Origin of the sequence: Paenibacillus humicus NBRC 102415, assembly GCF_004000905.1 — a bacterium.
Taxonomy (GTDB): domain Bacteria; phylum Bacillota; class Bacilli; order Paenibacillales; family Paenibacillaceae; genus Paenibacillus_O; species Paenibacillus_O humicus.
The window spans coordinates 24,849-47,479 of record NZ_BIMD01000020.1; the positions used below are offsets into that span (position 1 = coordinate 24,849).

The window sequence follows — 22,631 nt, forward strand, 5'->3', positions numbered from 1 at the left end:
ATGACAGAATACGAAGCCGCCCTCCAGGACGGAAGCGGGGCAAGTCCATCCGCCTATTTCAGCAGGGAGCTGCTGATCTGGTACCGCCAAAATCGAAGGGTGCTGCCATGGCGGCGCAATCGGGATCCCTATCGGATCTGGGTGTCGGAAATAATGCTGCAGCAGACGAGAGTGGATACGGTCATTCCGTATTACGAGAGGTTCATGAGCCGGTTCCCGACGCTTGCCGATTTGGCGGAGGCGCCGGAAGCGGATGTGCTCAAGCACTGGGAAGGCCTCGGCTACTATTCCAGAGCCCGCAATCTGCAAGCCGGGGCCAAGGAAGTCATGACCGTTCACGGAGGCTCGATTCCCGATGACAAGACAGCCGTTTCTTCGCTCAAGGGTGTAGGACCCTATACGTCCGGGGCGATCATGAGCATCGCCTTCAACCGTCCGGAGCCTGCTGTCGACGGCAATGTCATGCGCGTGCTGTCCCGCTACTTCAACCGCGACGAGGATATCGCCAAGCCTGCTACCCGTGTTGGAATGGAAAAGCTGGCCGCTTCTCTCATCCCGGATGGAGCCGCGGGCGATTTCAATCAGGGCTTGATGGAGCTGGGCGCGCTCGTATGCACCCCGAGAACGCCTGGCTGCCTGACCTGTCCCGTCATGGTCCACTGCGCGGGCCGCATCGCCGGGCGAGAGCTGGAGCTGCCGGTCAAGACGAAGGCCAAGCCGCCCAAGCCTCAAGTACGGCTGACCGCCGTCATTGAAGGCACCGGCGAGCATGCCGGCCGCGTCCTCATCCGCCAGCGCCCGGATACCGGCCTTCTTGCGAGCCTCTGGGAGCTGCCGCATGTGCTGCTGGACGAGCCCGGAGCCGGTCCCGCCAAGCGAGGCCGCAAGCCGGACCTGCTCGCGGAGCCTCCGGTGGAGCGCCAGGCGGCCGATGCCGGCGACCTGCGGCGCCTGCTGCGCGAGGAGAGCGGGCTGACGGCCGTTCCCCGCCGCTGGTGGGGAGCGGAGGAGCATACGTTCAGCCATCTTCATTGGACAATGCGCGTATATCTGGCCGAGCTGGACTCTTCCGGAAGCGCGGCGTGGCCTCGGGCAGCAAGCGCCGCCGCCGAGACGGGAGAAGCCTATGCGGCTTCCGTGGAGACGGCAGCGGCGTCGCAGAGCGCGACGGCCGGCGCGAATGCGGCAGCTGCAGGCAATTCACCTGAGCTGCCCCCGGAATACCGCTGGATCGGCCCTGGCGACATGCGCCATTATGCCTTTCCGAATTTATTTGCCAAGATCCTGTACGACTACTGGGACAAAGCCGAAGACGGGGAAAGGGCGTAAATCCGATGGCCAAGCTGCTTGATGTGCTGCTGGAGGAAAAAATCGTCGCGATATTCCGGGGTATCGGAGCGCAGGAAGCGGATGCTGCGGCAGGAGCGCTCATCCGCGGCGGCATCTCCTTGATGGAGGTTACGCTTAATACCGACGAAGCTTTGCCGATCCTTTCCCGCTGGCGAGAGCTTTATGACGGACAGGCCTATATTGGCGCCGGAACGGTACTGGATCTCAAGCAGGCGAGGGAAGCGGCTTCCGCCGGCGCGCAGTTCATCATCTCGCCGAACCTCGACGAGGAAGTGGTCGCCTTCGGCGCTGCCGAAGGCATATCCGTATGGCCGGGAGTCATGACGCCGACCGAGATCGTCCGAGCCTGGAAGGCGGGGGCGGAAGCGGTCAAAATATTCCCGATGGCCTCCCTCGGCCATCGTTACCTGCAGGAGCTGAAAGCTCCGTTGAATCTTATTCCCATGATGGCGACCGGCGGCGTCGATCTGGACAACATCGGGGATTATTTGCGGGCGGGAGCGGATGCCGTAGGCTTGGGAAGCAAGATTGTCAATCTGCAATGGGCTCGCGAGGGCCGGTTCGACCTCATGGAGGATCGGGCACGGCAGTTCGCGGAAGCGGTGCGGGCACAGCGGAGTTAACAAGGATAAAAAAAGGCAACGGATGAGGCGCATGCCCCCGCTGCCTTTTTTTTCGCTTTTATCGGAGCTTCATCCTCGACATCGCGAAGGGTCGAATCAAATCGCCCGGACTCCGAGCAGCGTTTTCAGGACGCGCTTCGGAGGGGCGCAAAGCCGGCGGCGATCATGCCGGAATGGCCCAGGCAGTTGAACGATGGATTGGGACAAGAAGCCTGCCGCTTCAAGGGGACGAAGGAGAAAAGCCTCGGCAAAAAAAAGAGGCCCGCGATTGCTCGCGGGCCCAGAGAGAATATATGAATAAGGGGGGTCTGATAGTAGTATAAAACCGGTTACTGAAACCTAGCTGAAGGAATTATTACATTTGTATTACAAGCAGAGAGGGATCGTTCTCGGCTGATACCGGAGTTCAGAGCTTGCGAAAGGCGAAGAAATAGAGGCGGAGAGAGAATGGAACGATTGAGATGCAGAATTTGTAAAATATGGTTCTATCCTGAAACAAAGCCGAGTTGAAGGCTGTTTTATATATAGATCGGCAAAATGGCCGTTTTCTTGCGAAATCTTTGGTGAAATCCAATCCGTTCGTGGAGGAGCGAAGCAATGTGAAAAAGAAGGCATTTCTTTTCTCAGGCATCGTGTTGATCCTGGCTGCAGGAGCTGGGGCTGCGTATGGGACTTACCCGGATAAAGTTCAGGGATCGCTCAAAGTTTTCGATGGCGTGATCTTCTCTGAAACCGATCAGGCAGCCCAAAAAGACATCATTGATTCCATCGATCCCGTGTCTGGTAAAGCCGCTAAAGAACATCCGTCCAAAGCTGCAAAGCTAACGGAGGCCGGCATCGAGGTGGACAAAAATAAAAAGGAGAAGACAATCGACTTTGATTTCGATGGTAAAAAGACCAAGCTGAAATTCTCTTCCGTTGCAAATGGGAAGAAAGAAGTCGTGCTGCCGAATAGCGAAGAAGGCTACCAGCTCACCCCGATCGCAAATCAAAGCGGATATGTGCTGGATTACAATGGCTCCTTGTATGGACTGGATATCGCGGAGGGCAAGATTGCGAAGATGCTGTCCGACACTGTCGGTGAGTATGACAGGGAAACCTTGGAAAAGAAACAGATCGAGAATCTCCCTCTCGTTTGGGGCGGTCGCGCTCGTGTCAACCCCAAGGGAGAATTCATGATTTTCTTCTCCAACCGCGAAGCCGTTGAAAATGGCCGGGGCGATGGACAGCTTTGGGTGAAAAACTTTAAGACTCAAGAACAATTCCCGGCATTCTCCGGCGGTTATGAATTCATTGGATGGGGGGAAGGCAATCAGGCCTTTATCCGTTCTCAGGACACCATCTTCGGCATCGATCTCGAAAATCGCAAGCAGTCCATTGTCCAAGACCACGTAAGCCCAGAGAGCGTAGTTTCCTATCCGTACCTGGTCATTCCTGAGCTTAAGAGCGTCAAAGTAGCCAGTCTTACTTCGAAGAAAGAGCTGTCGCTGGTTGAAGGCATAGGCAGGGTCGATATGATTCTGGCCGATATTGCGTCCCCTAAATTTGCGATGCTGAATTTCCCCGATCCGACCTCTTTCAATACGAACATTATTGTTGTCACCGATCCCGAGAATGCCGCAACCAAGGTTATTTCCCCTGACGCAGGATCTGTTATCGAGACCTTCTCCTGGATCGATTCAGAGAATCTCCTGGTTGTTGCCTTGAAAAAGGGCACGACTGCTCAAGTATCCTACGTTGTAAACATCAATAAATTACATCCTCCGGATTAAACGTGTCCATGGTATGACGTGCCGTCAAGACATCTATAATGTAATAGCAAGTTATCGTTAAAAAGAGAGGAGCCCAATCTGGGCTTCTCTCTTTTGCTATCTTGCTAAGGATTGCTTTCTTTCCTATCCCATTTTACAACAGCAATTCTTTCAACACAGAAACAACCATGGAGTGATCTTCCTCGCCAGGCAGTCCCGATACCGTTATGGTGCCAACGATTCCTTCCTTTTCCAAGCGCAGCGGGAAGGCGCCGCCTTCAGCCTTGTAATCATCCGGATTGAGACCGTAGGCTTTCACCGTTGAACCGGTCGATTTCATCAGGATGTGCATATAGTAGGAACTATGGCCGAAATGATGGACAACGTTATTTTTCCATGACACCCATTCATCGTTATGAGAAGATGTGCCTTCCATTCTGCTGTAAAATAACAGCTCGCCGTTTTTTCGAATATCGACGACGATCGATTTGTTCTCCAGCAACGCTTTTTCTATCATGCTGGTTCCAACCTTGTATGCGGTTTCGTTCGTGAAAAGGGAGAACTGAAGGTCCGTCTCTTCTTGCAGCAATGGTTGTAATAAAGCGTCGTGTCGGTTCACAGGGAGCACTCCCGTTTCTTGTGAATTAGTATTTCTTGGTCGTTATTATACATGCTTGCGATGGTTTTATCGAGGCGTACAGAGCAGTAGGCGAATGAATCAGTAACACCAGCGGAGCTTTTTTCATACGTATATGTCATGAACGTTTGTCGGCATAGGACCAGTTGGATTGTTCTCCTTTCATTTCCTTTTTTGTGCGTGCCGATGATCTTCACATGAACATATAACGGAGGCTACTAAGATGAATGAATTTAAGAACGATCTTCAAAATTTGAATATGGATGCGTTCAAAGCGAGCGGCATAACTCCGAATGCGGGTCAAGGTCAAGTGGATCCTAATAATGCTCGTCTTTGTATCGGCGTTTGCATCGGCTTTTGTATCGGTTTTTGCGGCGGCTGCGGTGGATGCGGCGGCTGCGGAGGCTGCGCAGGATGTGCCCGCTGTGCCCGCTGCGGAGGCTGCGCCCGCTGCGGAGGCTGCGCCCGTTGCCGGTAATAAGGCGGCTATAGCGTTAAATGAAGGTTCAAGACATCTCTGCAAACGCTTTTGGGTTGCAGGGGTGTCTTATTTCTATGCATGTGCTGGCATGACGGACAAATAGCCTTACATACCCTTATAAAGGACCTCATTTCTTATGAAAAGTTGGATTTCATCCTAAGGAGGAATGAAATTTGGATCCTTCTACGCGCCTTAAAGTGAGAGGAGATACTTTTTTTCTCCCCAGCTCGGACGGAAGCGTCTATTTCCGCAACAATATCGGTTCATTTCGGATGGAAGGCAGCACGATTGGTCAATGGATTGAAAAATTGATGCCTGTATTCAACGGTGAGCATACGATGCATGATTTAACGGACGGATTGCCGGAACAATACCGCAATCATGTTTATGAGATTGCAAAAGTATTGTATGCGAACGGTTATGTCCAAGATGTAAGTCAGGATCGCCCCCATCAGCTGGAAGAGCGTATTGTGAAGAACTATGGTTCTCAAATTGAATTTTTGGACAGCTTTGACGGGTCAGGCGCATATCGATTTCAATTGTATCGTCAGTCCAGCGTGCTTGTTGTTGGAGCTGGCACTTTTTTGGTTTCGCTTGTCAAATCATTATTCGAGTCCGGATTGCCGCAATTCGGCTTGCTGAGCCTGAACTCGGAAACGGCGGACCGAAAACGGATTTTGGAGCTGGAGCAGCATTATCGCAAGTTGGATTCAGAGGTCAAGGTGGACGAGATCAGCTTGCCGAAGGACGGGGGGGTGGATTGGTCTTCGATTGTAGAGCCTTATGATGCGGTATTGTTCGTCTCGGATCAAGAAGGAGAGCCGGAGCTGAGATTGCTTAATGAAAGTTGCAGACAAAAAAACAAGGTGCTGCTGCCGGCTGTTATTTTTGGGCAGGCTGGTCTGGCGGTTCCGCTCTCGTATTCGAATTCGGAGGGTGATTGGGAATCGGCATGGCGCAGAGTCCATCATTCTGCCGTTTATAAGGATGCAAATATTCACGCTGCTTCGTCCATTGCGGAATCGCTGCTCGCTAACGTTATCGTCTTCGAATGGTTGAAAACAGCAGCAGAAGTAACAAAACCGGAGAAAAACAATAAGCTGTTTCTACTTAATCTAGAAACGCTGGAAGGGAATTGGCATTCGTTTCTTCCTCATCCATTGGCTGATGGTCGACGATTCATCGAGAGGATCGAAGCTGTCGAGCTGCAAGCAGGAGCGGATCCAGAGAAACGGGGTTCTAGTGAACTGCTGCCTTTCTTCAGTCAGCTGACATCAACGGAAACAGGCCTCTTCCATCTATGGGAGGAAGGGGAGCTGAGGCAGCTTCCGCTATCGCAGTGCCGTGTACAGCCTGTCGATCCGCTGTCCGTCGGCCCTGCGCTTCTTCTTCCTGAAAAGATTTGTAACGGTTATACGCATGAAGAGGCTCGCAGGGAAGCGGGTCTCAGCGGAATCGAAGCTTATGTGTCGCGTATGGCGGCGAATGTGCAGACCGATCAGGCTTATGAGGAAAGCGGACTATCCGACGTTCCAGGCTTCGATAAGATCACAAGCGTAGGTGCCGGCGAGACGATGGAGGAGGGCGTTTGCCGCGCCTTGCAAAAGTATTTGATGAATGCCCGGATCAAGGCATACGAAGCTCGCACACCGTCTATAAAGCTGGTGAAGCTGAGCCAGGTAGAGGATGAGCGATGCCGTTACTATATCAACGCCTTGACTGCGATGCAAGAATCGCCAACGTTCGGACTGGGCGAGGCAGTATCCGGTTTTCCTGTTGTGTGGCTGCAAGCCAACGGCCGCTGGTACGATGCCGCTGATCTCAATGTAACCCGGGCGCTGCGGAGCGTGCTGATGACTGCCCTGCTGGATGCTCAAAACAAAGCGGATCCATTGGCGGGGAAAGGGCATCATATGTCTTCCATACATGTAAAGGAAGCTGCAATGGACTCGATTTCAATCCCTGCCTGCGACCCATTGAAGCATCGGGAGGTTTTGCAGGCTGCTGTGCGGCATTTGAACCGCAGCCGCAAGCTTCTGCTCGTATTTGACTTGACTCCAGAGCCTTTTTTGAAAGAGAAGCTGGCCGGAGTATACGGCATCTCGCTTCGAGAGGAGGTTGAAGCGTGAGCGCTACTGTGGCGGTTGTTGGCGCGGGTCAGCTTGCGGACTATGTAAACGATCTATTGTCTGCAAGCTGTCAGCTTGCAAGAGTGAACAATATGGATTCCGAGCTGCCCGAAACGGCTGATCTTGCGCTCGTGCTTAGCGACGGCTGCGATTCAGCCTCGCATCTTAAGGCAGAGGAACTATTCAAGCAATCCGGTATACCGTGGCTGCGCGGTTTTGTAGCCTTTGGCGAAGGCGTCATCGGCCCGCTTGTCGTTCCTGGGAAAGCAGGCTGCTCGCAATGCGCTGATTTGCGGCTTTTAATGGCTGGGAACGATCGGAAGGACATGTGGGAGCTGCAGCACTTTATTAGGCAAGGGGAAGTTTTCTCCGATATATGGTCTTCTCGCAGCGGGCTATGGCATATGGCTCATCTGATTGCAGCAGAAGTCCATACCTTTCTTGCCTCAAATACGGCTCAAGTTGAGAATCATATCAAGCTCGTCCATTTGCAATCGCTCCATAGCTCAGCTCATTTTTATTTGCCGGATCCGCTGTGTGCCGTATGCGGGGGAATACCGGATGACTCTGCCACAGCTTCGCGAATAAAGCTGCAGTCCAGCCCGAAAATCAGCGGGAACAGCTACCGCACCCGTTCGATGGAGGAATTGAAGGCCGTGCTTTCCCATGATTATCTGGACAATCGCAGCGGTTTTTTGAATGCAAAAATGATCGACCTCATCTCGCCATTTGCTGACGCCAGCATTGTTTTACCAATGTTTTCAGGGGATGAAGGCTGCGCAGGGCGCACACATTCTTTTGCGGACAGTGAAATGACGGCGATATTGGAAGGTTTGGAACGTTATTGCGGCATATCGCCGCGAGGAAAGAAGACGGCGGTTCATGACAGCTTCAATCAGTTAACAGAGTCGGCGCTGAACCCCGCTCGAGTAGGATTCCATGACGCGGCGCAGTATGAGCGGCCCGATTTTCCGTTTCAACCCTTCGATCCAGACCGGAAGATCGACTGGGTGTGGGGATATTCGTTCCTTCAGGAGAAGCCTATTCTCGTGCCGGAACGGCTCGCTTATTACAGCTCCGGCTGCGGCCACGGATTTGTATATGAAACCTCCAACGGCTGCGCTTTGGGAGGAAGCTTGGAGGAAGCCATCTTTTACGGCATCCTGGAGGTTATCGAGCGGGATTCGTTTCTGATGACGTGGTACGCGCAGCTGCCGCTCGTTCCGCTGGATCCCTGTTCCACAGGGGATTTGGAAATGAATCTGATGGTGGAGCGGCTGCGCGATGTTTTCGGGTATGAGGTGCATCTGTTCGATTCGACGATGGAGCACGGCATTCCAAGCGTGTGGGCGCTTGCCAAAAACAGGACGGATCAAGGCGTAAATATGATTTGCGCCGCCGGCGCGCATCCTGATCCTGTGAGGGCGGCAAAGGGCGCCATTCATGAGATTGCGGGCATGCTGCTTGCTTTCAACGAAAAGCTGGAGGCGAACCGCGAGCAGTACGAGCAAATGCTGCATGATCCTTTTCTCGTTCGGCAAATGGAAGACCACTCCATGCTGTACAGCTTGAAGGAAGCAGAAGAACGTCTGAATTTCCTGCTCGATCCTGATCGTCCCGTGATCTCCTTCCAAGAAGCGTTTAAACCAAAAGCATGGCATGCAGATTTGACCGATGAATTGAATCTTATTCTGCAAACATTCAGCGAGCTGAATCTCGAGGTGATCGTTGTCGATCAAACGACGCCGGAAACGCTGAGAAACGGACTTCATTGTGTGAAGGTGCTCATTCCCGGCATGCTTCCCATGACGTTCGGCCATCATCTTGTCCGCTTGACTGGCCTGGAACGGGTGCTGCGAATACCGGCAGAGCTCGGTTATGTAAAGGAACCGCTTCAGCAGGAGCAGCTTAATGGTTATCCGCATCCGTTTCCATAAGAAGCTTCTTCTCGTATGCGTTGGTTTCCTCGTGCTGGGAATTAGGAGGAGGAGAAATGAGCCTGAAGGCATTTTTGCACCAATTGCAATGCGAGCCTGACAAAACCAAGCCGCAGGATGCGGAGGTTGATTGGGAGAACGCGCCTCTGCCGTATAAGCTGTATCGTCATTTGCCCGTATTTCCGCTCGCTTCGAATGTGCCGCTGAGGCTAACGGGCAACCAAGGCGATGGGAAGCCGACAATGCGGGATATCGGGTGTCTTCTATGGTATACCTTCGGTCTGGCACAGCTTAGTCAATCTGTTGTTGAGCAATATACGGGGGAACAATGGGAAAGCTCCTTGCAGCTTTGCAGACGGTTTGTCCCTTCAGGCGGAGGGCTGTATCCGAGCGAAATTTACCTGTATTTGAAGCTGGAGGAAATTCCGGACGGTATTTATCATTATGATGCGGCTCATCATCGGTTGATTTTATTGCGTGAAGGTCGATTTGATTCCTATGTAGGCAACGCTCTAGGCGATCGTTGCGACGTAACGGGCTGCTTCGCAGCTGTTTTTGTATCGACTTTATTTTGGAAAAACTTTTATAAATACGATAATTTCTCGTATCGTCTGCAGGGACTGGACGCAGGTCTGGTAATAGGCCAGCTGCTCGAGGTGGCGAAGCGCTTCGACTTTGAGACGGGAGTGTATTTTCAGTTTCTTGACCGTGCCGTCAACCATTTGCTTGGACTGTCGGAGGCAGAGGAGAGTGTATACGCTGTAATTCCGCTTGCGGCAGATTCAACCATGGAATGGTTCCGCCATGACATCAGCACTAATAATCGGATGTCTTCAGCCGAATTATGCAGCGAGCTTCCCATCCTTAAGCACGATCACTATGTACGTTCAAAAAAAGTATCGGACTATCCCATGCTGACCAAGCTGAACGAAGCATCCATAATGGATTCCGCCCTTTTGTTCAAACAGCTGGGAAGAGAGCAACAGGCCGTCCATCAAGACGAGGGTCATTTTTTGCCTCAAGCAGATAGGCTCACGTATGATTTGGCAGAGGCTTGCAGGCAGCGTTACTCGCCGGAAAATGAATTTGTATTGAAACCAGTGAGTCAGTCTGATTTGGCGGCACTATTGCAAGAGACCATGAGCTCCTATCGCTATCGAAACGATCTGGACGGTTCAATCCAGAGTCCGATGTCCCGCGTACAGCTGTATGGCTGCTTTTATGGCGTTGAAGGAATTCGCGATGGTTCCTATCATTATGATGGCATGACGCATGCGTTGCAGCTTGTTAAGGCTGGAGATCAAAGGCCGCGGCTTCAGGATGCGATGTCTTTGGATAACGTGAACTTATTCCAGGTTCCGCTGAGCTTTCATGTGGCGGGCGATCGGGGACATCTTCATGCCGAGCTTGGCTATCGCGGCTATCGGATTCTGCAAATGGAAGCGGGAATGCTGGTTCAGCGCTTGCTGCTCGCTGCTTGTGCATCCGGAATGGAGGGGCGTCCGCTGCTAGGGTTTGATGTCAATTCCATGAATGAGCTTTATGGATTGGCCCCGCTCGGACAAACGAGCCTGATCCAAATCCCGATCGGCCCATGCAGGAGCCGTTCGAGGCTTGAGGGCAGTCTGGCACCATAATGGATGTTGAGATAAAAAGGGCAGATTGAATGTCATTGCCAGTCAAACTGCCTTTTTTAGTTTAACTTAGGGTTGTTGATAGGCCGCCTTCTTCTGCGATTCGCCAGCCGGTTGGCAAGGAACGGGGACACAGAAGTGATGAGGATGAGGATGTATATACGTCATAGGATGCAGCCAAGCATGATGATAATCGTAGGATTCGAACTCCCATCCATCGTAAAGAGGATGGTAGTAATCGTGGAACATATGCTCATCCCACATTTCATCCATCATCGGGTGGTAATCATGCATCGGGTGGCATCCGTCCATCATCGGGTGGTAATCATACATCGGGTGGCATCCGTCCATCATGGGGTAATAGCCATCCATCATGGGGTGACAGCCATACATCGGGTGGAAATCATGCATGGGGTGATAGTCGTGCATGTGGTGATAGTCGTGCATGTAAGGAAGGGATTGAATTTGACCAGAATCAACGCTGTTATGATAGGGGGAAGGAGCAGGCTGCTCATAAGCTTGAGGTCCCAAATTAGCCTGGCTCGGGCTTGATTGCATCTGTTGGTAATGCTCAGGCATAACAGCCGATTGTGGCATATAAGATTGATTGTGTAGCATGGTGTGCCTCCTTTTTGTCATACTCTACAATATGCTTTGAATGATAAAAGGGCACCTGTCCATATAAAATAGGCTGCAGTCTCCTTGTCGTCGACATGATCGCGTGATTTGAAAGCCAAATCCCCCAACCAGCCTAAAAAGAACTAAACAAGCTGGGATGGAATGGGGGCGCTTCGGGATTCGAGTCCCAAGGGCAGTTGCGTTCGCTCCCTGGCAGCCGTATTTATAAATCTACTAGACCCACCCTAGCATCAGCACAAATATACTACCCGTCCAAACATCTCAACGATTAGATTCATAAAGTAGGGTAGAATCAACGAGAGGGGGTATGAACAATGTCTGAAGCTGGATATGGCGATGCATTCAAAAGCCCAGCTGCCGTTTTGGTCCTGTTCATTCTGCTGGTCATCATCACAAAATCTTTCTGGTCCTAATTTAAGGTTATCCACGCAAAGAAAGATGCGGAACGATAGGTTCGCATCTTTTTCCTTCTTACTGGGGGAAAACGGAAAATCCGTTGACGCCGGCTGCATGCCGCGTATAAGATAATTTCAACCGCATAGGCGATGGAGTTCGCCTTTAAACGCCCAAGGGCTGATGACTCCTACCAGCGCTGCTTGCTGGTAGGGGTCTATTTTATTGCACTCGTTCAACATCTGGTCGACGAAAGAAGGAGAAGATCGAGATGATTTATATGCTGATGGGCATAGGAGGCACGCTTGGAGCGCTGCTGCGTTATAGCCTGGGCCAATGGGTCGGAACGGGGGGCAGCTCCCTCTTCCCATTCGGCACGTTGGCCGTGAATTTCGCGGGATGTTTCGTGCTCGCCTTCTTTTATACGGCGACGACGACCCGGTTCATCGTCCATCCGCATTTCCGTTCTTCGTTCGGAACCGGGTTTATCGGCTCCTTCACGACGTTCTCCGCCTTTTCCCGGGAAATGACGGAGCTGATGGGAACAGGACATTTGTGGACCGCCGCCTTGTATGCGGGTGGGAGTCTGCTGGGAGGCTTCCTGGTGACGATGGCCGGGGTGAAGCTGGGAACGTTCGAAAGAAATCAAGCGGGAGAGGAGCGAGGCCAATGACGTGGATGTATATCGGAATCGGAGGTTTCGCGGGAGCGATTCTGCGATTCGTACTGATCGAGCTTGTCCGCAAGAGGAGCTCGTCCGGCTTTCCTTACGGAACGCTGCTGGTCAATCTGTCCGGCTCGTTTCTGATCGGCCTGCTGTACGGCGCTACCTCGGACTCGCGTCTGATCCTGCTGCTGGGCACCGGCTTCCTGGGAGCCTATACGACCTTCTCTACGTTCCAGTATGAGCTGGCCGGTTATGGGCGGATGAAGCAGTGGATGCCGCTGTTCGGGTATTTGGCCGTCAGCGTCGCGCTCGGCTTGCTGCTCGCCGCAGCCGGCCATTCGGCCGGCATGCTGCTGCGGTAGCCAGGCTGCGGGGGGGACAAGAAAAGCGGAGAAATGGCGGAAAGCGGAGAAGGGATTGACCTTCCCCCGGCGGCAATGTTTTAGAATGGATGTCGAGGCTCCCTATTGAATGGAGGTCAAAGCCATGCTTACGATCAGGCAGATGGCCGGCATCTTCGACGTGTCGGCAAAGACGCTTCGCCATTACGATTCCATCGGCTTGTTCAGTCCGCTTGCCGTCGGAGAGGACAACCGCTACCGCTATTACGGGTTCGAGCAGCTCGGCATGCTGCGGCGGATCATGTGGCTGCGCTCGCTCGGGGTCGGCCTGGACACGATTCAAGCTCTCAAAGACAGCGGAGACCTGCATGAAGATGAGTCCTTGGAGCCGCTGCTGAAGGAGCGTGAAGCAGCTATCCGAGGGCAAATGGAAGAGCTCGGCAAGCTGCTGGGCAAAGTCGAGGCGATGAGTGAAAGACTGCAGCAGAGCCGTAAACTCCGGGACGGGCCGAGAATCGTCGTCAAGGATGCCTTTACGGTCGTGGGGCTGGATTGGGATGCCCGGCAGCTGACGGAAGAGAATGGAATTCCACAGCTTTGGGAGCGCTTTTTGCGGCGTGCCCACGAGATTGCGGGCAGGGTGAATCCGAACGAGCTGATCGGATCCGGCGGCCCGCGCGAATCCGGGGTGTTCGGGTATATCGCGGGATTTGAGACCGCGGATGCCGGAGCGGTTCCGCAGGGGTTGACGGCTGTGGCCGTTCCGGCCTGTACCTACGCGGTATTTGAACTGGAGGATCTCGGGAAGATCTGGGAGATGAGGGAAGCGATCTATACCAGGCTGCTGCCCGGACTCGGCCTCTCGCCGGCGAATGGAATCATGTACGAGAAGTACGACGACCGGTTCGGCGGAGCGGACGGGCAAATCGAGTTGATGATCCCTCTGCATGCGGCGGGGGAGAAAAAGGATGGGGCGGAATGACTGGAATGCTGCAACGGATTGAATGGCGCCAAACCACTCCGGAATGGGACGAGCTGCTTCTCGATCCGGCCGGAACTCAGCCGTTCCCGATGGAATCCGGATTCGAGGCCGAGGTGGCAGGAGTCGCGCGGGGGAGCTTGCGATATGTCGTGAAGACGTGGAGCAAGCATGCCAGGCCAGACGCCGGTGTCCAATATCGGCTGCTGGAGTGGATGAAGGGACTCGGAATGTCCGTTCCAACGCCGGTAGCCTGGGGGCAGAGCGAAGGGGAGGGAGAAGGAAGGGATTGGCCCGTACTGGTGACCGTCCACGGAGGGGAGGCCATCGTCAAGGCGGACGCGGAGACGGTGGCCGCAAGCGCCAGGCTGATGGCCGGCTTTCACCGGGCTTCCGCAGCTGCGGACATGCCCGATTTCATTCCCAGGCCGGAGCTGGAGAATCATGCGTATTTCTATGCCGGCATCAGGGACGAGCCTGAGCTTCACGACCTGCTCCGGGTGCTCGTTGAATCCGCGGGGGTTTGCAATGAATGCGTCATTCATATGGACCTGCATCTGGCCAATATCGTCGTGCGGGAGGGGCGTTATATGGCGTTGGATTGGACCAACGGCCAGCTTGGAGACCGGAGGATCGACTATGCCCGGACGCTGGTCTACTACAGCACTTTCTTCGCCGACCCATGGAGAGCCTCGGCATTCCGTTCCGCCTACTTGAGCGAGTATCCGATGACCGAAAAAGAGGAGAGCCTGTTCGAGGCGATTGTTCTCGTCGGCCTGCTGCTTCAGGAGCGGCGCGGGCAGCCGCTGAGCTTGCGTGCGCGCAGACTCGTTCGGCGGAACGAAGCGCTGCGGGAAGCGGGACTGGGAACGGCACCGAGAAGCTCAAAGAGGAGAAAAATAGACGAGGTGCCTGGGACAGCGAAAGTACAGGCACAGGCTTCTAAAATAGGCGGAATGAATTTGACTGCCGCATTCGGTGATTTTCCTTGGCTCGGCGGAAGCTCAGTGGAGCTGGCCAAGATCGAGCCCTTCCATGCGGAAGCGCTTCATGCCCTCATCAACCGGGACCGCAGGCAAAGCCTGAACGCGGTACGCAACATCGTCGGGCATTTGGAACGGGACTACTACAAGCGGAAAAGCGTATCGTGGGGAATCGTCGCCCCGGATGAACCGGAAGCTCTTGCCGGATGGATGACGGTGCATTTCGATAAAAAAACGCGGACCGCGCTGCTTGCCGCCGTCTTGCCGGATCGGCCGGAGGAGCGGGAAGCGGCGGCGGCATGGATGGCTCTGACGGGCGGCGCTGTTCGGGCGTTGGGAGCGTATTTGTTCCATCATGTCCACGTGGAGGAAATTCGAGCGGAGCTGCCTCTGGCAAAGGAAGGGGCCATCGGCCTGTTGTCGGATTGCGGCTTCAGGATGATCGAGACCGTTCGGCGGGAGAGCGTCTGGCAGAACGGGGTCAAAGAGCCGGCCGACATGGCTGTTCTGGCGTGGCGGAACCCTGGCGAATGATGCGGGCCGCAACCTTGTGCAGCGGCAACAAGTGAAACCGTCAAGCTGAATCGATGGATTTCTTCCCTTTCCCTTTTCAGCTGAATGGCAATTTAGCTGAATGGCAATTTAAGCGATCCTGCATATGCAGGACCGCTTTTTTATTTGTCTACCTGCCAGGAACCTAAAAAGGATTAGGACCATGAGCACTTATTTCTTTTCCAAACTAGCTCTTTATCTTCATTTTCATGACGAATAGCACTAAATAAGAAGGAATTGGATAAAAAATCGTCGAAAGCCAGATGATCAGTATCGAAAGTAATTATTGAAATTCAAATAAATGTATATGATAGCAATAATACACATTTTATAGAGACTTTAATTAGGTAAGTAGAGATTTCAATCCAGGAAAAAAATAACGGTTTAAGTCGTTTTAACTAGTTCTAGAGCGGTTATAGGTAAATAATCACATATTTGTTTTTCTGCTTTAAAGGATTTCTTTCCAAACATAGCTGATTGCATATAACGAAAGAAATGCGGCGAGAACGAAGGGCGCGAATGGGACCGAAACGATCCGGCGTTTCATTCCGACTCGGACCAGAGCCGCGCAGGCAAGCGCCAAAAGACAGGCGGCCAGGAATACATACAGATTCAGCAGCCATCCTGCAGCTGCGCCCGTCGCGGCCAGCAGCTTGATGTCGCCTGCGCCGACGCGCCCCAGCCAGGAGCGCAGCAGCAGCAGCGGCAAGGAAGGCAGCAGGATGCCAGGCAAGGATTCCAGAGGCGTTCCGGACAGGAACTGGCGGCCTATGCCTGCCAGAAGCAGCAAGAGAAGCCATTTGTTTGGAATCCGCCTCCATCTGATATCCGCTACGGAACATAGAAGAAGCAGCAATAGGATGAATCCATCCATGAATACATAAGGCATGCCTTTGCCACCTTCAGGTCTAGAAATATTGAAGCTTGCTTTGGAAAAGAACGGCGCTATTCTCTCATATTGGCTGGTCAAGGTCAATGATAGAGATTTGCATAAAGATAGAATTCTATGACGCCAGGTGATTCGATTGAAAGTATTGCTCGTATCCGGTCTCTCGCACCGGTTTGCCGCGGCCTACGCGCCGAAACCCAAAGATATTCTCAACGTCGAAGAGCTCTTGCTGGGCAGCGTCCTGAATGGCCTCGAAGAAGCGAGACCTGACGTCGACGGCCTGTTGGTGACAGACGACGCCTTGACCGGAGATTCCGGCACAGACCGCCATCATCTGGAAAGAATCGCCGCCTGGATGTCCCGCAACCGGCCATCGGGGTTCCGATTGGTGCTTTTGCTCCGTCATGAGAGGCGGCTGAAGGGGATGGAACATCTTCTCCGCGCGTATTCAGGGCAGATCGTCACGCTCTCATGCCCATATCCCCGCATCCCGGCTTATATGTACCGGCAGGCTTTCGAGGCGCTCTCGGACATCAGGAACAACAAAGAAGCCGCCCGATCCGATCGGGAGCCTGCCGCTCAGCGGCGCCGGGAAGCCGAGTCGGAGCCCGACCGCAAAAAATCATTCCTGGACCGGTTCCGGCCCAAACCGAGGGAAGAGGCGCCGCTTGAAGCGACGGATCCTCTCGCCAGAGCGTTCGACGGCATCGGGAGAGGCATCAGCCGGGCTGTCGCTGTGACCGGACACCGCGGCAGCGGAGTGACGAGTACCGCTGTCAATCTCGTCTCCGAGGCGGAGAAGCGGGGACTAAGCGCCTTCCTGATCGACCTCGATCTGGAGTACCGCAGCTCAAACATGTATTTCAGCCGCTTCCACGACGAGACCAAGAGGGACGAGGAACTTAATGCATCTTTGATCCGAACTCTCGCGAGGCCTCAGGATTACATGACGACCGCCTTTCCGGTCAAGGACAACCTCTGGCTGGCGGCGCTCGGTTATTCGTTCCAGGACCGCAAGCTGATCGAGCAGTTCTGCACCAGCTCCAAGCTGGTCGGATTGCTGTCGATGCTGCGGAACCGGTTCAATCTCATCGTGCTGGATCTGCCGATGGATCTGCTGCCCGCGTTCCGGGATGCGATGATTCATGTCGATGCCTTCGGGCTGTGCGTGCCCAACAATATCCACGCCGTGCTCAGCACGGCGCGCAATGCGGAGGTCGCGCTGAGCCGGGATGACGCGCTGTATATGAACGCCAAGTCCAAGGTCATCGTCACGAAATACAACGACCGCTCCAGGCTGCAGGGGGAGCCGTTCACGCCGGACAAGACGGCCGAGCTTCTCTCCTCCGGGCTCAGCGAAAGCTTCGGCTATGAGATGAAGACGGCCGGCTGCATTCCTTTCAGCCATGAGTTCGACACCCAGATTGAAACCGATATAACGGCGGTCCATTCCGGCAAGGAATACGAGAGAGCGTTCGGAGACCTGCTGCTGCGACTGATGGAGGGAGCCAAGTAAGATGGATTTGAGCACGATCAAGAGCGTTTCGCCCAACCGCAATACGTTCAAGAAAATCATGGCGCTGCTGTTCAGCCTCGCTGTCATCGCCGATTCGTTCGTCGTCATCACCAATGCCAACAAGGCTGCCAAGGATACGGTCGACGTGCTGCGGGTCAGCGATAGCGGAGGCATTCCGGCCCATACCGTCCTGACGGAAAAGCAGCTGCAGAAATATGCGATCATCCGCAAGGAGTATACCGACGATATGGTGCTGGCTGAGCATATGGACGAGGCTGTCGGCAAATTCAGCAAGTATTACCTGCGCGGCAACGGCGTTCTCTACAAGGATCAGCTGGCCGCCGAGGTGCCGAAGAAAAACGAATGGCTGTACAAGCTGGACGACAAGCAGGAGGTGCTGACGCTCCCCTACAACTTTCTCGAAGCCGGCGGCGACATCCTGATGCCGGGCGACCGCGTCCGGATCCGGGTATCCTATGAGGTCGACAAGCCTGCGGCCAGCAATCCCAACGACATCTACAGCGTGTCCCAGGGCAAGACGACCAAGACCGAGGTGCTGTTCGACAGCATTGTCGTCAAGGATATGCTGAACGGCAACAGCCACTCCATTTACGAAGTGTACAAGGAAGTGCTGAAGCTGAGCGAGGACAAGCGCCAGACCGTCATGAAAAGCGAGGATTTCCTCAAGAACATCCAGCCGAGAGCCTTGCTCCTGGAAGGCTCCAGCGACCAGATCAACTACTATGCGAAGTTCAAGAGCATGGAGAACAAGTCCCTGCTGATCACGATCCTCAGCCGCAGCGACAGCCAGGCGATCGTAGACCAGCTGCCGACGCTGCAGAACGAGGTGGAGTCGTGGATCGACAAGCAGAACGGAAATTAGGAGGCATCTTTCAAAAGCTCAGCCCGACCGATCTCGTCGGAGCGGAGCTGCAGGACAGCCGGCTGATCTACAGCGTCGTCGGCTTCATGCCGGCGAGCGATTTTACGGACAACGCGCTGCTCATCAGCAATCTGGCTTATCTGCTGTCGCAGAAGGGGCTCAATACCTGCGTGGTCGATCTCAAGGTGTTCTATCCGAATCTCTATCAATACTTCGATGTCAAGCCGAACAAGCGGGGCGGCGGGCTGATCCGGGTGCTCAAGAGCGACAAGGCCGACTTCCGCGACGAGCTGATCCAGACCAGGCACGAGCGGCTGTACCTGCTGTCGCCCAGCCCTTACGACCTGATCGAAGAATATTTCGACTTCGAGTTCGAGCATCTGGAGCGGGTCATCGAGACGCTTAAGGGAATGTTCGACATCATCCTGCTGGATATCCCGAACATCCCGGCTCTGGAGCTCAGCGTGGGCGCGATGAAGTATTGCCATGTCGGCTTCTTCACCGGCTCGGAGCGGGTCGACGTCGCGGGCAACATCATGAAGATGCTCGACTATGTCTCCTCGATCGGCATCAGCACGGCCAAGTTCACAAGCGTGATCCTCATGAACCTGCAGAACCTGCCGTTCGATCACAAAGTGCTGGGCGACTTCGGGCTCAAGATCGCAGCGGCGCTGCCGCTCGTCAAAGGCGCTGCCGGCGGGGTGCTGGAGGGCAAGCTGTACGTGAAGGATACGACACTGATGAACAAATATTTCCTGCGCGAGATGCGCAAGCTGGCCGATCTGCTCGGAAGCCAATAGAGGGGGAGGAAAGTCATGCTTACGCGGGCCAAGGTCAGCGAGCTGCAGCAGAGAGTGTCCCATCAGGCGCAGAGCGCCGAGGATATGGAGGACCTGAAAAGCAAGTATACGACGATCACCTTCGACGAGGTGCTCGAGCTGTGCCAGAAGTACATCACCAAGATCGCGACGCATGCTTTCCGCCGCGAGAGCGATCCCGGGCGCAAGCGGGAGATGACGAAGTCCTACATCAACGAGTTCGTCGATTCCCAGCGTCCAACGGTCGAGGGCCACTACGATCTGCTTTCGCTCAAGCAGGCGCTTGTCGACGAGATCACCCACTATGGGCCGATCACCAAGGCGATGGAGGATCCGGCGATCGACGAGATCCGGGCGAACGGCCCGGAGCAGATCTTTGTCGAGAGCGGAGGCAAGTCGCTCGCCTGGGATCAGCATTTCAGCGACCGGGAGCATATGGAGCGGATCATATCCAAGCTGATCGGCGTCTCCAAGGTGAGGCTGACTCCGAAGATTCCGATGGTCAACGCCCGCACGATCGAGGGTTACCGGGTCAACGCGACCCATGCGGAAATCTCGCCTTACGACATGCCGGCCTTTGTCATCCGGAAGTTCAGCAAGAAGTCGGTCACGCCGGAGATGATGATCCAGAACGAATCGTTCTCGGCCAACATGTTCAAGCTGCTGTCGCTCATCCCCAAGGCGGATCTCTCCTGGATCACGGTCGGGCCGACAGGCAGCGGCAAGACGACTCTGAACGAGGTGCTGATCAAGGAGATCAATCCGCTGTCGCGCATCATTACGATCGAGAATCCTTCGGAGATGAGGCTGCTGCGCAGAGAAGGCGGCACCGATCACGGACGTGTCATCAACGACGTGCTCCAGTACGAATCGGTGCCGGACGAGGATGACTCCAGCCCGGCGACGATGGAGAATCTGCTCATCAACGCGATGCGGCAGTCGCCGCACTGGATCGGTCCGGGCGAGCTGCGGACGCCGGGCGAGTTCGCGACTGCGCTGCGTGCCGCGCAGACGGGACACTACTTCTTCACCACGCTGCATGCCGAGGGCGACAGGGAAGCGATCTACCGGTTCCTGACCGCTTACCTCATGGCCTCCAACGAGCCGGCGGAGCTGGCGCTGAGGAATATATGCACGGCGGTCAAGTTTGTCATCTTCCAAGAGAAGCTGGCCGACGGCACGCGCAAGGTGACCTCCATATCCGAGATTCTCGGCTCCGAGGGTCTGGAGCCGATCGTGAACCCGATCTACAAGTTCATCTCGGAGGATGTGCTGGAGGAGAAGGGCACGCACCGGGTGCTCAAGATCGTCGGCAAGCATAAGCGCGTCGGCATGCTGTCGGAGAAGGTGCAGCAGTCCATGCTCAAGGCGGGCATCAAGCGCAGCCGCTTCGACTTCCTGACCCGGATGCCGGACGACAACGAGACAGAGAGGTATGTGCCGGATGAATACGACGCTTCTCGTTAGCCTGTTTCTCGGCATCGGCGCCTTCGTGCTCTTCAATGCGGTGTTCGAGGTCCGCTTCTTCCAGGGTGCCGGCCGGTTCATCCTGAATCTGGTCGACACGCTGGCGGAGCATCTCGGCCGCTACAACACCAGGCGTTATGTGGAGCGGATCAAGCGGGAGCGGATCGTGCGGCGCAAGGAGAACGTGTTCACCAAATACAACCGGCTGGCAGAGGAGCTGATCCTCGACTTCCGGCTGCCGCTGACGCTGGAGAGCTTCACCTCCCTCCTCTGCATCCTGTTCGCCCTGACGGCGCTCCTGATCGTGTTCTTCATGCAGAATGTGACGCTGTCGGTCGTCGTCACGATCTCGATCTTCATCGGGCTGCTGACCTACTTCGTCATGCAGTCCAAGTCGATCAAGGCGGAGCGGCTGGAGGCGATCATGGACGCCGAGGACATCATCTGTCCGCTGGCGCGCGACGGGGTGCTGGTCGCGATCAAGAAGGTGATGGCGACGGAAGAATACATACGCCCTGCTCTCCGGCCTTACTTCCAGCAGTTCATCGACAACTGCGAGAACAACGGCTATTCGTTCAAGCAGGCCATCCTGCTGCTGAACCGGCAGCTTGGCCCCAAGTTCGACAACTTCACGAAGAAGGCCATCACATTCGAGTACAACGAGCGCAAGGGGATGGCGGATATCTTCCTCGACATCGTCGACGAAAACGCCGTGCTGCGCGAGATCAACGTCCGCAAGGATCGAATCTTCCGCAAGATGAACCGCGATTTCCTGCTCAAGACGCTGATCATCGTCCTGTTCTTCTTTTACGCTCTGTCGGTGCCCGACTTCCGGGAATTCATGCTCCATACGACAGCAGGCAAAGTGATCAACTCCCTGCTCGTCAGCGTCATCTGCATCAGCTTCGCCCGCTGCCAGGCGCTGCAGGGCAATCTCGGGCCGGGAGGCGGTGGGGCCAAATGATCGCAATCGCCAAAATAAGCGCGCTGATCTCGGTGCTGTACATTGTCAAAGCGTTCTTGTATCCGATGTTCCGGCCGGTCAACCGGCGGCAGAAGCAGCGCGCCCGCCGGCTGCTCAAGGAACGGCGGAGCGAGGCGAGGCGCGCCCGGTTCCAGCAGTTCAAGAGCGGAACGGCCGCCAGATATGCCGACCGTCTGATGGGCTCGCCGGAGCGGCTGCGGCTGCAGAAGCTGATCGATCGGCTCGATCTGGCGAAGAAGCCGGCGGAGATCCGGGTGGAGCAGCTGCTGTATTCGGGTGGAGCGGTGCTGATTACGCTGCTGGCGCTGAGCGCCAACCGGCTGATCGGGTGCGTGGCGGCCGTGCTGATCTTCCTCGGCTGGCTGTACCCGGCCTCCGAGCTGGAAAAGAAGATCGAGCGCAAGAACCGCAACATCGCGCTCGATTTCCCGGGATTCTACAGCATGGCGTATTACCAGTACGCCAAGTCCGTCAACATTTATCTCGCGGACGTCATCCGGGACTATCTGCCGAGCGCCAATCCGGATATGGCCGAGGAGCTTGGAGTCATGCTCGACAATATCGAGTACGGCGAGGAATACGCGCTCAAGCAGTTCAAGAAGCGGGTGCCGCTGCACTACATCATCAAGTTCTGCGACATCATGGAGACCCGGCTCAAAGGGTACGACAACATCTCGCAGATGGAGTACCTCAAGAACGAGGTCGACGAGTTCCGCGTCGTCGCGCTGGAAGACGATCTAAAGCGGCGCGAGCGGAGCAATTCCCGCCTGCAGCTGGTGCTGATCGCGGTGCTGATCGTGTACATCGCCATATACTATCTGTTCACGGTTCTGGATTCGATCAAGATGTTCCAGTAATTCAGGAGTCCATCATATAAACATTCCACCTGCGCGAGGCCGCTTATTGGCTGCATTCGCGGAGCATTGTTCCAATCGCTGTTGTCCCCGAATTTCTGCCTCCACCTGAGCAGCGGTCTT

At 54.9% G+C, this 22,631-nt stretch carries 21 protein-coding genes and 1 riboswitch; of the genes, 18 read left to right on the forward strand and 3 right to left on the reverse strand.

Annotated elements, in window-relative coordinates:
* The 3 genes from mutY (at position 1) to PHU01S_RS13675 (ending at position 3,745) form a co-directional block, all read left to right on the forward strand.
* Positions 1-1,329 (forward strand): A/G-specific adenine glycosylase, encoded by a 1,329-nt coding sequence (gene mutY / locus PHU01S_RS13665; RefSeq protein ID WP_049869139.1) that lies wholly within the window; start codon positions 1-3, stop codon positions 1,327-1,329.
* Between the two features lie 5 nt (positions 1,330-1,334).
* Complete coding sequence (locus PHU01S_RS13670) at positions 1,335-1,973, forward strand: bifunctional 4-hydroxy-2-oxoglutarate aldolase/2-dehydro-3-deoxy-phosphogluconate aldolase (RefSeq protein ID WP_048748883.1); 639 nt, start codon at positions 1,335-1,337, stop codon at positions 1,971-1,973.
* Positions 1,974-2,572: 599 nt separating this feature from the next.
* The gene (locus PHU01S_RS13675) at positions 2,573-3,745 is read left to right on the forward strand and encodes a hypothetical protein (RefSeq protein ID WP_127508034.1); all 1,173 of its coding nucleotides are present in this window, start codon (positions 2,573-2,575) and stop codon (positions 3,743-3,745) included.
* 133 nt (positions 3,746-3,878) lie between these two features.
* Here PHU01S_RS13675 and PHU01S_RS13680 read toward each other — a convergent pair whose 3' ends face one another.
* Positions 3,879-4,343 (reverse strand): heme-degrading domain-containing protein, encoded by a 465-nt coding sequence (locus PHU01S_RS13680; RefSeq protein ID WP_048748891.1) that lies wholly within the window; start codon positions 4,341-4,343, stop codon positions 3,879-3,881.
* A 241-nt stretch (positions 4,344-4,584) separates the two neighbouring features.
* Between PHU01S_RS13680 and PHU01S_RS13685 the strand changes: the two genes are divergently transcribed.
* The 4 genes from PHU01S_RS13685 (at position 4,585) to PHU01S_RS13700 (ending at position 10,545) form a co-directional block, all read left to right on the forward strand.
* Positions 4,585-4,839 carry a heterocycloanthracin/sonorensin family bacteriocin gene (locus tag PHU01S_RS13685; RefSeq protein ID WP_084781624.1) on the forward strand — a complete coding sequence of 85 codons (255 nt, stop codon included), beginning with the start codon at positions 4,585-4,587 and terminating at the stop codon, positions 4,837-4,839.
* A 176-nt stretch (positions 4,840-5,015) separates the two neighbouring features.
* Positions 5,016-6,971, forward strand: a complete 1,956-nt coding sequence (locus PHU01S_RS13690) for a putative thiazole-containing bacteriocin maturation protein (protein ID WP_127508036.1) — start codon at positions 5,016-5,018, stop codon at positions 6,969-6,971.
* Positions 6,968-8,908 (forward strand): TOMM precursor leader peptide-binding protein, encoded by a 1,941-nt coding sequence (locus tag PHU01S_RS13695; protein ID WP_127508038.1) that lies wholly within the window; start codon positions 6,968-6,970, stop codon positions 8,906-8,908. Before PHU01S_RS13690 ends, PHU01S_RS13695 begins: the two co-directional genes overlap by 4 nt.
* Positions 8,909-8,964: 56 nt before the next feature.
* A complete protein-coding gene (locus tag PHU01S_RS13700; RefSeq protein ID WP_127508040.1) occupies positions 8,965-10,545 on the forward strand; it encodes a SagB family peptide dehydrogenase in 1,581 nt (526 codons plus the stop codon).
* Positions 10,546-10,611: 66 nt separating this feature from the next.
* Here the strand turns inward: PHU01S_RS13700 and PHU01S_RS13705 are convergent, their stop codons facing one another.
* A complete protein-coding gene (locus PHU01S_RS13705) occupies positions 10,612-11,160 on the reverse strand; it encodes a hypothetical protein (RefSeq protein WP_127508042.1) in 549 nt (182 codons plus the stop codon).
* Between the two features lie 335 nt (positions 11,161-11,495).
* Here PHU01S_RS13705 and PHU01S_RS26675 point away from each other — a divergent pair, with 335 nt between their 5' ends.
* The 5 genes from PHU01S_RS26675 (at position 11,496) to PHU01S_RS13725 (ending at position 15,078) form a co-directional block, all read left to right on the forward strand.
* The gene (locus tag PHU01S_RS26675) at positions 11,496-11,594 is read left to right on the forward strand and encodes a YjcZ family sporulation protein (RefSeq protein WP_232312936.1); all 99 of its coding nucleotides are present in this window, start codon (positions 11,496-11,498) and stop codon (positions 11,592-11,594) included.
* A 119-nt stretch (positions 11,595-11,713) separates the two neighbouring features.
* Positions 11,714-11,774: riboswitch (Fluoride riboswitch) on the forward strand.
* Positions 11,775-11,845: 71 nt separating this feature from the next.
* Positions 11,846-12,247, forward strand: a complete 402-nt coding sequence (locus PHU01S_RS13710) for a fluoride efflux transporter FluC (protein WP_048745653.1) — start codon at positions 11,846-11,848, stop codon at positions 12,245-12,247.
* Entirely contained in the window at positions 12,244-12,603 is a 360-nt protein-coding gene (locus PHU01S_RS13715; RefSeq protein WP_049869152.1) for a fluoride efflux transporter FluC, read from the forward strand. Before PHU01S_RS13710 ends, PHU01S_RS13715 begins: the two co-directional genes overlap by 4 nt.
* 124 nt (positions 12,604-12,727) lie before the next feature.
* Complete coding sequence (locus PHU01S_RS13720; protein WP_164763069.1) at positions 12,728-13,564, forward strand: effector binding domain-containing protein; 837 nt, start codon at positions 12,728-12,730, stop codon at positions 13,562-13,564.
* A complete protein-coding gene (locus PHU01S_RS13725) occupies positions 13,561-15,078 on the forward strand; it encodes an aminoglycoside phosphotransferase family protein (RefSeq protein ID WP_127508046.1) in 1,518 nt (505 codons plus the stop codon). The genes PHU01S_RS13720 and PHU01S_RS13725 overlap by 4 nt, the downstream gene beginning before the upstream one ends.
* 466 nt (positions 15,079-15,544) lie before the next feature.
* On the opposite strand, the gene PHU01S_RS13730 is transcribed toward PHU01S_RS13725, so the two are convergent.
* A complete protein-coding gene (locus PHU01S_RS13730) occupies positions 15,545-15,985 on the reverse strand; it encodes a prepilin peptidase (RefSeq protein WP_049869157.1) in 441 nt (146 codons plus the stop codon).
* Positions 15,986-16,121: 136 nt separating this feature from the next.
* Here PHU01S_RS13730 and PHU01S_RS13735 point away from each other — a divergent pair, with 136 nt between their 5' ends.
* From PHU01S_RS13735 to PHU01S_RS13760, 6 genes are read left to right on the forward strand one after another with little or no spacing between them, the layout of a single operon-like run.
* The gene (locus PHU01S_RS13735) at positions 16,122-17,501 is read left to right on the forward strand and encodes a CpaE/TadZ family protein (protein WP_049869158.1); all 1,380 of its coding nucleotides are present in this window, start codon (positions 16,122-16,124) and stop codon (positions 17,499-17,501) included.
* A gap of 1 nt (position 17,502) precedes the next feature.
* The gene (locus PHU01S_RS13740; protein ID WP_127508048.1) at positions 17,503-18,384 is read left to right on the forward strand and encodes a flagellar biosynthesis protein FlgA; all 882 of its coding nucleotides are present in this window, start codon (positions 17,503-17,505) and stop codon (positions 18,382-18,384) included.
* Positions 18,357-19,184: a CpaE/TadZ family protein gene (locus tag PHU01S_RS13745; protein WP_021878927.1), complete on the forward strand. Its 828-nt coding sequence runs from the start codon at positions 18,357-18,359 to the stop codon at positions 19,182-19,184. The genes PHU01S_RS13740 and PHU01S_RS13745 overlap by 28 nt, the downstream gene beginning before the upstream one ends.
* A 15-nt stretch (positions 19,185-19,199) precedes the next feature.
* Positions 19,200-20,669 carry an ATPase, T2SS/T4P/T4SS family gene (locus tag PHU01S_RS13750; protein ID WP_021878928.1) on the forward strand — a complete coding sequence of 490 codons (1,470 nt, stop codon included), beginning with the start codon at positions 19,200-19,202 and terminating at the stop codon, positions 20,667-20,669.
* On the forward strand, positions 20,647-21,633 hold the full coding sequence (locus tag PHU01S_RS13755; RefSeq protein WP_049869162.1) for a hypothetical protein: 987 nt from the start codon (positions 20,647-20,649) through the stop codon (positions 21,631-21,633). Before PHU01S_RS13750 ends, PHU01S_RS13755 begins: the two co-directional genes overlap by 23 nt.
* Positions 21,630-22,511 (forward strand): hypothetical protein, encoded by an 882-nt coding sequence (locus tag PHU01S_RS13760; protein WP_049869163.1) that lies wholly within the window; start codon positions 21,630-21,632, stop codon positions 22,509-22,511. The genes PHU01S_RS13755 and PHU01S_RS13760 overlap by 4 nt, the downstream gene beginning before the upstream one ends.
* The last annotated feature ends 120 nt before the right edge of the window (positions 22,512-22,631 follow it).